Origin of the sequence: Globicatella sp. HMSC072A10, from assembly GCF_001811625.1 — a bacterium.
Lineage (GTDB): Bacteria > Bacillota > Bacilli > Lactobacillales > Aerococcaceae > Globicatella > Globicatella sanguinis.
The window spans coordinates 1-11,419 of record NZ_KV805694.1 but is presented as its reverse complement, the minus strand read 5'-3'; the positions used below and the strand labels follow the sequence as shown (position 1 = coordinate 11,419).

At 33.9% G+C, this 11,419-nt stretch carries 10 protein-coding genes; all 10 read left to right on the top strand.

What is annotated here, in order from left to right:
* Positions 1-152 precede the first annotated feature (152 nt).
* Positions 153-287, top strand: coding sequence for a 50S ribosomal protein L34 (rpmH, locus tag HMPREF2811_RS04205; protein ID WP_066126812.1), 135 nt, complete (start codon positions 153-155; stop codon positions 285-287).
* 123 nt (positions 288-410) lie between these two features.
* A complete protein-coding gene (rnpA, locus tag HMPREF2811_RS04200; protein ID WP_071408238.1) occupies positions 411-773 on the top strand; it encodes a ribonuclease P protein component in 363 nt (120 codons plus the stop codon).
* Between the two features lie 6 nt (positions 774-779).
* Positions 780-1,610, top strand: a complete 831-nt coding sequence (yidC, locus tag HMPREF2811_RS04195; protein ID WP_071408237.1) for a membrane protein insertase YidC — start codon at positions 780-782, stop codon at positions 1,608-1,610.
* Positions 1,611-1,626: 16 nt separating this feature from the next.
* Complete coding sequence (jag, locus tag HMPREF2811_RS04190) at positions 1,627-2,502, top strand: RNA-binding cell elongation regulator Jag/EloR (protein ID WP_071408236.1); 876 nt, start codon at positions 1,627-1,629, stop codon at positions 2,500-2,502.
* A 124-nt stretch (positions 2,503-2,626) separates the two neighbouring features.
* Positions 2,627-4,117 carry a PTS system trehalose-specific EIIBC component gene (gene treP, locus HMPREF2811_RS04185; RefSeq protein WP_071408235.1) on the top strand — a complete coding sequence of 497 codons (1,491 nt, stop codon included), beginning with the start codon at positions 2,627-2,629 and terminating at the stop codon, positions 4,115-4,117.
* 24 nt (positions 4,118-4,141) lie between these two features.
* On the top strand, positions 4,142-5,803 hold the full coding sequence (gene treC / locus HMPREF2811_RS04180; RefSeq protein WP_071408234.1) for an alpha,alpha-phosphotrehalase: 1,662 nt from the start codon (positions 4,142-4,144) through the stop codon (positions 5,801-5,803).
* Between the two features lie 227 nt (positions 5,804-6,030).
* The gene (locus HMPREF2811_RS04175; RefSeq protein ID WP_071408233.1) at positions 6,031-7,158 is read left to right on the top strand and encodes a GerMN domain-containing protein; all 1,128 of its coding nucleotides are present in this window, start codon (positions 6,031-6,033) and stop codon (positions 7,156-7,158) included.
* A gap of 365 nt (positions 7,159-7,523) precedes the next feature.
* Positions 7,524-8,903 (top strand): tRNA uridine-5-carboxymethylaminomethyl(34) synthesis GTPase MnmE, encoded by a 1,380-nt coding sequence (gene mnmE, locus HMPREF2811_RS04170; protein ID WP_066126857.1) that lies wholly within the window; start codon positions 7,524-7,526, stop codon positions 8,901-8,903.
* 8 nt (positions 8,904-8,911) lie between these two features.
* Complete coding sequence (locus HMPREF2811_RS04165) at positions 8,912-9,379, top strand: NUDIX hydrolase (RefSeq protein ID WP_071408232.1); 468 nt, start codon at positions 8,912-8,914, stop codon at positions 9,377-9,379.
* A gap of 13 nt (positions 9,380-9,392) precedes the next feature.
* Positions 9,393-11,300, top strand: a complete 1,908-nt coding sequence (gene mnmG, locus HMPREF2811_RS04160; RefSeq protein ID WP_071408231.1) for a tRNA uridine-5-carboxymethylaminomethyl(34) synthesis enzyme MnmG — start codon at positions 9,393-9,395, stop codon at positions 11,298-11,300.
* The last annotated feature ends 119 nt before the right edge of the window (positions 11,301-11,419 follow it).

Below are 11,419 nucleotides of genomic sequence, written 5' to 3'. Positions count from 1 at the left end.
TTTAAGTGGCTAATTTAATTTTAGAACTTTCATATTAAAAAAATGTTACTTTTATTCCTAAAAATCAACAATAGCATCTTGACTTTTAGCCAATACTTCATTAAAATGTTTTAGGTATTGACATAAAGGTTTAGATTTTAGGAGGTGTCATAATGAAAAGAACTTACCAACCAAAAAAGAGAACGCGTAAAAAAGTCCACGGATTCCGTAAACGTATGAGTACTAAAAACGGTCGTCGTGTATTAAGAAAACGTCGTCAAAAAGGACGCGCAAAATTATCAGCATAATGCAAAAAAAGTTACTACGTTTCGTGGTAACTTTTTTTATTTGTCTATTTGTATTTTTTTTTACGTTAAAATTCGTTATAATGAAAAGTGAATAATTGAGTCAAGTATAAGATGAGGTAGAAAATGAAGAAAGAATATCGTGTAAAAAGTGAAAAGGATTTTCAAGATGCTTTTCAAAATGGAACTTCCTATGCTAACCGCCAGTTAGTACTTTATGTGTACCCTAAAATTGGACAAGTACATTTTCGTGTAGGGTTATCGGTTGGTAAAAAAATGGGAAATGCGGTAAAGAGAAATAAAATAAAACGATTCCTACGACATGCGATTCATGAATTATCCCCTGCCATCAATAATGAATATGATTATTTAATAATAGCTCGCAAAGATATAGTCAATCGTAATTTTTATGAAATAAAAAAATCATTGGTTCATGTTATGAAAATTGCCTCAATTATTGATATCAAAAAGTTAGAGGAGTTGCAGTAGACCTATATGAAGAAAAATTATAAAAAATGGTTACAAATTATCCTATTGTTATCGATAGTTTTAGTGTTAACCGCTTGTGGTAATGTTAACGAACCAATTAGTGCTGAAAGTACTAATTTATGGGATCGGTATATTATTTATAACTTATCTCAATTTATTATTTGGTTATCAAATTTATTTGGCGGCAGTTATGCCCTTGGGATTATTATTTTTACGATATTAATTCGTGCTTTATTAATTCCATTGACCAAAATGCAATTAAAATCACAACGTGAAATGCAAGCATTACAACCAGAATTAGATAAAATCAAAGAAAAATATCCAAATCGTGATCGTGAATCAATGCAATTAGCGCAAGAAGAACAACAACAATTATTAGAATCACATGGAGTTAATCAATTTGCTGGTTGCTTACCTTTATTGATTCAATTACCAGTGATGATGTCCCTTTATCAATCAATTAGTCGTACCCCAGAATTAAAGCAAGGGCATTTTTTATGGACTAACTTAGGTCAAATGGACCCATTATTTATTTTACCGATATTGGCAGCGGTATTAACATTTGCGAATTCCTACTTCACAATGAAAAGTAATGAAAATCCAAATAGCCAAGTTAAAACGATGATGTATATCATGCCAGCCTTTATTTTATTAATTTCACTTGGATTACCAAGTGCTGTTACTTTATATTGGGTTGTTTCAAATGCGATTACATTAATTCAAACATTTGTTTACAATAATCCTTATAAAATTATTGCAGAACGTGAAGCAAAACTACAAGCTGAAAAAGAAAAACAACGTGCTTTGCGCAAAGCATTGAAACGCGTTAAAAAATAGTAAGGAGCGAATCAGGATGGAACATAGTACTACAATTAGAGCTGAATCAGTTGAAAAAGCGATTAAAATCGGTTTGACTAAATTAAATATTTCAGAAGCTGAAGCTAATATCAACATTATTAGTGAGGGGAAAAAAGGATTATTCGGTTTTGGAAAACAAGATGCCATCGTTGAAATTTCTAAAAATGCCTCCATTTCAGAATTAACAGCTGAAATTGAAAAGCAAGTAGAAGAAAAAAAAGCTGAGCTAATCGATCATACGAAAAGACCCGAACCATCTATTAAAAAAGAAGTAAAAAAATCAAAAACAAAACCACATCAGCAAGAACAAAAAGTTGAGCCGGCAAAGGTTGAAAAACCAAAAGCTGTTCAAACTCCAGTGAAAGATTCAGAACTAATTTCTGACAATGTGGAAACTGAAAACAATCATCACGATGACTTAATGGCTGAACATCAAAAAGTAGCCGAATATTTAGAAAACATTATTAATGATTACGGAGCAAAAGCGGATATAACGGTTGAACGTCAAAAAAATCAACTTATCTTTAATATCGAAACAGATAAATCTGGCTTAATTATCGGGAAACACGGTAAAATTATTAATTCATTACAAGTATTGGCTCAAATTATGGTCCATCAATATGATAAAAGACGCCAATCGGTGATTCTCAACATTGGGGATTATCGTAATCGTCGTGCCAATGTTTTAGAACAAATTGCTGAACGTACAGCAAAAGAAGTGCTCAAAACTAAACATTCAGTTGTATTGGATCCATTACCAAGCTATGAACGCAAACAAATCCATGCGTATTTAAGTAAGGTTGAACATATCGCAACACATTCTGAAGGTCGTGACCCAAATCGTTATTTAGTAGTTGAATATAAACCATAAAGCCTATTCTTATAATAACTATTAATAGTACAGAGCATTGTTTCACCCATTAAATTGTAATATACTTAACTTAAGACCGCTTACATTTCGTAAGTGGTCAGATTTTAAAAAAGGGGGACATATTATGTCTAAGTTTGAACAAGATGCAAAAGCATTACTTGACTTAGTTGGTGGTAAAGATAATATTGCAGCTGTGACACACTGTGCAACACGGATGCGATTTGCTTTAGTTGATCCAGCAAAAGCTAAGGTAGCAGATATCGAAAAATTAGCTTCTGTTAAGGGGACGTTTACTCAAGCAGGACAATTCCAAGTTATTATTGGAAATGCTGTTTCAGAGTTTTATAAAGATTTTGCTCGCTTGTCAGGTGTTTCAGAGGCTTCTAAAGAAGATGTTAAACGTGCTTCTGAGAAGAATCAAAACAAATTGCAAAAAGCGATGGCTTTCTTAGCTGAAATCTTCGCACCTATTATTCCAGCCATTATTGTTGGGGGGCTTATTTTAGGCTTCCGTAATGTTTTAGAAGGTGTCGGTTTTGAAGCATTAGGACAAAAAGTTGTAGATGGCGTCGCTCTGACCAATGCTGCGGGTGAACCTGTATGGAATACCATTACGGATGTTAGTCAATTTTGGGGTGGTGTCAATCATTTCTTATGGTTACCTGGGGAGGCTATTTTCCACTTCCTTCCAGTTGGGATTGTTTGGGCTGTTACTCGTAAAATGGGAACAACTCAAATTTTAGGAATTGTATTAGGTTTAACCTTAGTATCACCACAATTATTGAATGCTTATGGTGCCGCAGGTGCTTTAGCTGAAGGGACAGTGCCACAATGGGATTTCGGTTTCTTTAAATTAAATATGATTGGATATCAAGCGCAAGTGATTCCAGCCATGTTAGCTGGTTTAACATTAGGTTACTTAGAAAAATTCTGGCGTAAACATGTTCCTGAAATGTTATCAATGATTTTAGTCCCATTCTTATCATTATTACCAGCTGTTATTTTAGCTCATACTGTATTGGGACCAATTGGTTGGTGGTTAGGAAATATTATTTCTACAGTGGTATTAGCAGGATTAACCGGACCGTTAAAATGGTTATTTGGTGCTATCTTTGGTGCTTTATATTCGCCATTAGTTATTACTGGTTTACACCATATGACCAATGCAATCGATTCACAATTAATCGCCGATACAGCTTCAAAGACAACTGGTTTATGGCCAATGATTGCTTTATCTAATATCGCTCAAGGTTCTGCTGTAGTGGGATATTGGTGGTTAACGCGTCATGATGAAGAGGAATCTCAAGTAACGATACCTTCCTTTGTATCAGCATATTTAGGCGTTACTGAACCTGCAATGTTCGGGGTTACTTTAAAATATGTTTATCCATTTGTGGCTGCTATGATTGGTTCTGGTATTGCTGGTTTGTTATGTACAACCTTTGACGTTCAAGCAACTTCAATTGGGGTAGGTGGTTTACCAGGATTCTTAGTGATTACACCGGAAACGATGATTTCATTTATTATTTGTATGTTAGTGGCATTCATTGTACCATTAGTATTGACAATTACCTTTAAAAAATCCAATTTATTTACAGGTTCAAAAAAAGCATAGTCAACTAATATAGGAGGAAATTCTGTGTCAATTAAAGAAAAAGTAATTTACCAATTATATCCAAAATCATTTAAAGATACTGATGGCAATGGAATTGGAGATTTGAAAGGGGTTATTGAGAAAATTGATTACCTAGCTGATCTAGGAATCGATATGATTTGGATGAATCCTTTTTATCCTTCTCCACAAAATGATAATGGTTATGATGTCAGTAATTACATTGAAATTGATCCATTATTTGGTACCATGGAAGACTTTGAGAAATTAGTGTCAGTGGCTAAAAATCACAATATTGATTTAATGTTAGATATGGTTTTTAATCATACCTCAACGGAACATGAATGGTTTCAAAAAGCATTAGCAGGGGATCCTTATTATCAAGATTTTTACTACTTACGTCCATTAAAAGCGGATGGTTCATTGCCTACCAATTGGGAATCTAAATTTGGTGGACCCGCTTGGGAAAAATTTGGTGACACAGATTTGTACTATTTACATTTGTATGATGTAACACAAGCTGATTTAAACTGGCATAATCCAGATGTGAGACAAGAATTATACAAAGTAGTTCGTTTCTGGTTAGATAAAGGGGTGAAAGGATTCCGTTTTGATGTTTTAAATGTGATTGGAAAAGACCCCGATTTGATTGATAGTGAAAAACCTGGTTCTTCACAAGAAAAATCACTTTATACGGATACACCAATCGTACATAAATGGATTAATGAAATGAATCAAGCGACTTTCGGCCAAAGAGAGGATATTGTGACAGTTGGAGAAATGTCTTCAACCACTGTTGAAAATGGAATTCGTTATACTAATCCACAAGAAAATGAATTATCAATGATTTTCAGTTTCCATCATTTAAAAGTAGACTATGAAGAGGGAGAAAAGTGGAGTAATCCATCTTTTGATTTCATCGAATTAAAAGCTATTTTAGATGAATGGCAACAAGGGATGTCTGATGGTGAGGGTTGGAATGCACTATTCTTAAATAACCATGATCAACCACGTTCAAATAGTCGCTTTGGCGATGTAGAAAAATATCCTTATGAAACGCAAGCGATGTTAGGAACGACAATTCAATTTTTAAGAGGAACGCCCTATATTTATCAAGGTGAAGAAATTGGAATGACTAATCCTAATTATCAAACAATTGCAGAGTATAATGATATTGAAACCCATAATAACTATAAGATTATGTTAGAAAAAGGGTATGATGGTGCCAAAGTGATGGCTATTATTCAAGCGAAATCACGTGATAATAGTCGCACACCCATGCAATGGGATCAGTCGAAAAATGCTGGTTTCACTAACGGGCAACCTTGGTTAGATGTAGCAAGTAATTATCCAACAGTAAACGTTGAAGCAGAACTCAATAATCCGAATGGAATATTTGCTTATTATAAACAATTAATCCATTTAAGAAAAACTGAAGATGCATTAATTAATGGGACTTACCAAGGGATTTTACTTGATGATCCAAAAGTGATGGCGTATTTGAGAACCACGGAGACGGAAGAAATTTTAGTTTTAAGTCATTTCTACGCTGGTGAAGTTGAAGTTGAATTACCAGACGGTTTTAATGAAACAGCAGAAAAAATTATTGGAAATGGCTCTGCCAAAGTAGTTAATCAATCCGTTAAATTATCGCCTTACGAGACAATTGTTTTAAAACGATTAAAATAATTAGTTATCAATATAAGCACTGAATGGTACTGAACTAAGTACTTTCAGTGCTTTTTGTAGTTATCCCATTTTTTGATGATTTTTCAATGAAAGAACAAGTTTGATTCGTTAAGTTTTCTCCAATGGATTAAAGCTTGAAATTATAGCTTAATTTACGTAAAATTGATTTGTTATAAAGAATATTAAAATTTAAATACGTCGTATTTTATCTAGAAAGGATTTATTGAATGAAACATCCAAATGTTATTATTCTTTTATCCATTATATTTTTAAGTGCTTGTAGCAAAGAGCCGATGATTCGATTAAGTGAAGAAAGACAAGCCTATATAACGGAAAAGCAAAATATTGAACAAGAGTCTCACAAAAATAAGGGAAAAGAAAAAAAGATAAATATTGAGATTACGAATGAAGTGGCTTATGATGAGACGATGAATTTTGAAAATATCGTTGATTTTATCCCGATACAACCTAATCAAATCAATCAATTCATTGAGAAAGATCAAGAAATTTTTCGATATATGGAGTTTGTTGATGGTAATTTAAAAATGATGCAAGTAAGGGAACAAACACCGACAGCCATCTCAAATCACTATTATGCTTGGGATGCAACTCAAATCACTGATTTAGGCATTGGAGAAGGCACCATCATTCCAAGTTATCAATTATCTAACTTATCTACAGAAGGGGCCAAAATAATTTTAAGGGCACCAATCCAAAAAGGTAATTCTTGGGAAATGTCGTCTGAGGAAATAGCTAGTATTACTAATTTATTTGAAACAGTAGATATAAACGGAACGACTTATCAAGATGTAGTAGAAGTTACTTACCAAGATGGCCAACAAATAAAATATTTTGCTAAAGGTTTGGGTATTGTAGCTGAAATTAATTCAGATAATAGCCTAGTATTATCCAGCATTAGTCAGAATAGTTATTTTCAAGTACAAATCCCAATCAAAACACCACAACAAGTAGATAATAAATTGGTATTAGTAGATGATGTGGCACCAATAAAATTTCAGACGAATGAAGAAGCAGCTAATATTTACACAAAATTGTTTCAAACATTAGGTTGGATAACACCAGATATTTCAGTTAATAAAATTAATAAAGAAATTTCTTATATTAATGTCGATTTTACACCGGGAATTGTTGCAGCAATGAATCAAAGTGAAGCGACAGAACGAGGTATTATTCCAGCGATTGTCATGACTATGATAGAACATTACAGTGTGGAAGCTGTTCAATTAACAGTTGATGGTTTAGGCATGACCCCTAATACCATAAGCTATCCGGATGGTGGGTTATGGTATCCTAATGATATGTGGAAAACGGATATTAACCAATCGTTTTCATAATTAAATAAAAGGTGGTTAGGTAAACACATGATAAATTCAGTCGTTTTTGCTTGCTAATGACAATGATTGAGTGGCGTAAAGCTATGTTTTAAAAATCCTTTTGAAATCTACTACACTGTGTTGGGGTAGGCATACGAAGCGAAAATCATTTAATTTTCTATTTCTTAGCCACTCCTATTATATTTCATAATATAATAATTAATTTTTTTCATAAACAATTATCGATTTCGATAGTTGCATTCTGAAACTATTTTTTGTATAATTCAATCGAAATGAATACTAAGCAGTCAAAGTGCTAACTACTCCTATGAATGAATAGGGGTAGTTTAGGCACTTTTTTATATTTTAAGAAGGAGCGTGATGATATGTACCAATTAGACACAATTGCTGCTATTTCCACAGCTTTAGGGGAAGGGGCTATCGGGATTGTACGTTTAAGTGGGTCTGAAGCAATTCAATATGCTAATCAAATTTTTAAAGGTAAAGATCTTCAAAAAGTCGCATCACATACCATTAATTACGGTCATATAATTGATCCTCATAATAACGAGATAATGGATGAAGTTATGGTGAGTGTCATGCGTGCACCACGATCATTTACGACAGAAGACATTATTGAAATAAATTGTCATGGTGGCATAATGGCCGTTCAAAGAATATTAGAGCTGGTCTTAAAACAAGGGGCACGATTAGCCGAACCAGGAGAATTCACCAAACGCGCATTTTTAAATGGAAGAATTGATTTATCGCAAGCAGAAGCAGTGATGGATTTGATTCAAGCTAAAACAAGTAAGGCCATGAGCGCGTCTGTGAATCAATTAAGTGGAAGTTTATCGAAAAAAATCCGTAGTTTGAGACAAAATATGTTAGACACACTAGCACAAGTAGAAGTAACCATTGATTATCCTGAATATGATGATGTAGAAGAATTATCATTAAAGCAACTTGAAGAAACAGGATTGGCTGTTAAGAAACAAATCTTAAATATTTTATCTCAAGCTCAACAAGGGAAATTATTTAGAGATGGTATTAAAACCGCTATTGTAGGTCGTCCAAATGTTGGGAAATCGAGTCTTTTAAACCGATTAATAGGCGAAGATAAAGCGATTGTTACTGATATAGAAGGAACAACACGTGATATCATAGAGGAATATGTCAACGTAAGAGGTGTTCCATTACAATTAATTGATACTGCAGGCATTCGTGAAACGGATGAAGTAGTAGAGAAGATAGGTGTAGAAAAATCGCGTAAAATGATAGAACAGGCCGATTTGATTATCTTAATATTAAATCAATCTGAGACATTACAACCGGTTGACAAAGAATTACTTGAAGCAACGAATGGCATGAATCGCTTAATCTTATTAAACAAACAAGATTTAAAACCTGCCTTGACGATGGAATCTTTGAGTCCTTATATTAAACAAGATGAATTAATTGCAACCTCTATGATAGAAGAACAAGGCATTGAAGTTTTAGAAGCTGCAATTGAGAAGAAGTTTTTCGCTGGTGAAATTCAATCAACGGATGTTAATTATTTACTCAATACACGTCATGTCGCATTGCTTAATCAAGCGGTTGATTCATTAAATGAAGTATTAAGTTCTGTTGAGATGGGAATGCCAGTAGATTTAATTCAGATTGATTTTACAAAAGCATGGGATCTTTTAGGCGAAATAACGGGTGAGAGTGTTCAAGATGAACTATTGAATAAACTGTTTAGTCAGTTCTGTCTAGGAAAGTAGAGGCTAAAATGAAATTATCAACAATCTGTTATATCGATAATGGCTCACAATTATTATTATTACATCGTAATAAAAAAGAAAATGATATTCATCAAGGTAAATGGGTCAGTGTCGGTGGTAAGTTTGAAATAGGTGAAACACCAGAAGAATGTGCTAAACGAGAAATTTATGAAGAAACAGGTTTAATTGCTGAAAAAATGGAATTATGTGGATTTATAACATTTCCAAATTTCACACAAGATGGCCAAGACTGGTATAGTTTTGTCTACCGTGTCACCGAATTTTCAGGAGATTTAATTGAAAATTGTCCAGAGGGTACTTTGGAATGGGTTAACTATGAAGATGTTATGGCCAAACCGACTTGGGAAGGCGATTATGTTTTTCTACAATGGATCTTAGATAGAAAACCCTATTTTTCTGCAAAATTTACTTATGTCGCTAATCAACTGATAGAACAAAGTGTCGAATTTTATTAAAAGGGGAAATTAGATGAAACAATTTGAAGCAGGTTCCTATGACGTTATTGTCGTAGGTGCGGGACACGCTGGGTCGGAAGCCGCTCTAGCCAGTGCCCGGATGGGAAGTAAAACATTATTGTTAACATTAAGTTTAGAAATGGTAGCATTTATGCCATGTAATCCATCTATCGGTGGACCAGCCAAAGGAGTCGTAGTGCGAGAAATCGATGCTTTAGGTGGAGAAATGGGACGCAATATTGATAAAACGTATATTCAAATGCGTTTATTAAATACTGGAAAAGGACCAGCAGTTCAAGCTTTAAGAGCACAAGCTGATAAACAGTTATATGCTCAATCGATGAAACAAGTGTTAGAAAATACCCAGAATCTAGATTTAAAACAAGGATTAGTTACAGAGTTAATTGTTGAAGAGAATCAAGTAAAAGGTGTTGTGACATCAACAGGTGCGCGCTATTTATCGAATGCAGTTATTTTAACTGCAGGAACATCCTCTAGAGGACGTATCATAATTGGTGAATTAGGATATTCATCAGGTCCCAACAATACTTTACCATCTATTAAGTTATCAGAGAATTTATTAGAATTAGGTTTTGAACTTGCTCGTTTTAAAACAGGTACTCCACCTAGAATTAATAAAAATTCAATCGATTTTGATCAAACTGAAATACAACCAGGTGATGAGAAACCTAATCATTTTTCATTTTTAACACCTGATGAAAGTTATAAAGAAGAGAGTGTTCCTTGTTGGTTAACCCACACGAATGAAATGACTCATGAAATTATTAGAGGGAACCTTCACAGAGCACCGATGTTTAGTGGAATAGTCGAAGGAGTAGGTGCACGCTATTGTCCTTCGATTGAAGATAAAATTGTTCGTTTTAGTGATAAACCACGTCATCAAATCTTTATAGAACCAGAAGGATTAGGTACAGATGAGATGTATGTTCAAGGATTATCGACTTCCATGCCAGAAGATGTTCAAATGGAAATATTGCATTCTATAAAAGGATTAGAGAATGCACAATTGATGAGACCGGGATATGCAATTGAGTATGACGTTGTAATTCCTCATCAATTAACACTATCGTTAGAAACAAAACTTATTGATGGTTTATTTACAGCAGGCCAAATGAATGGAACGAGTGGTTATGAAGAAGCTGCAGGACAAGGTTTAATTGCAGGGATTAATGCTTCCCTAAAAGTTCAAGGAAAAGAACCTTTCATAATGAAGCGTAGTGAAGGATATATCGGAGTTATGATTGATGATTTAGTTACTAAAGGCACAACCGAACCTTATCGACTGTTAACCTCCCGTGCTGAGTATCGTTTATTATTACGCCATGATAATGCAGACTTAAGATTAACAGAAATGGGATATCAATTAGGTTTAGTTACTCAAGAACGTTATGATTATTTCATCAATAAGCAAAATCTAATCGAACAAGAATTAGAAAGATTAAGCAATATTCGTTTAACTCCAAAAACACCAGGATTGGTTGATTATTTAAATAGTATTCAATCAACACAATTAAAAGACGGTATTTTAGCAGTTGATCTACTAAAAAGACCAGAGGTTCGATATCGAGATTTAATAAGCATCATACCTCGTGAGGAAGGTCCATTAGAACGTCAAATAGCAGAGCAAATTGAAATTCAAATAAAATACGCAGGTTATATTGTTAAGGCAAACCAAAGAGTCGATAAAATGAAATCAATGGAAGAAAAGTTCATTCCAGAAGATATTGATTATGATGCGGTGGACAGTTTAGCAACAGAAGCCAGAGACCGTTTGAAAAAAATCCAACCTAGTACACTAGGACAAGCAAGTCGAGTGAGTGGTGTCAATCCCGCGGATATTGCGATTTTAACGGTTTATATTCAGCAAGGAAAAATTGCTCGCTTAGGCGACAAAAAATAGTAGCATGGAATTAAATATGTAAAGAATGTAATTCAAATGCATATTGATTACTTTTCTAAAAAAGAGTCGAAATGAGTAAAAAAGCTTGGTAAGCGTCCTATATCAGAGTATCTTGATAC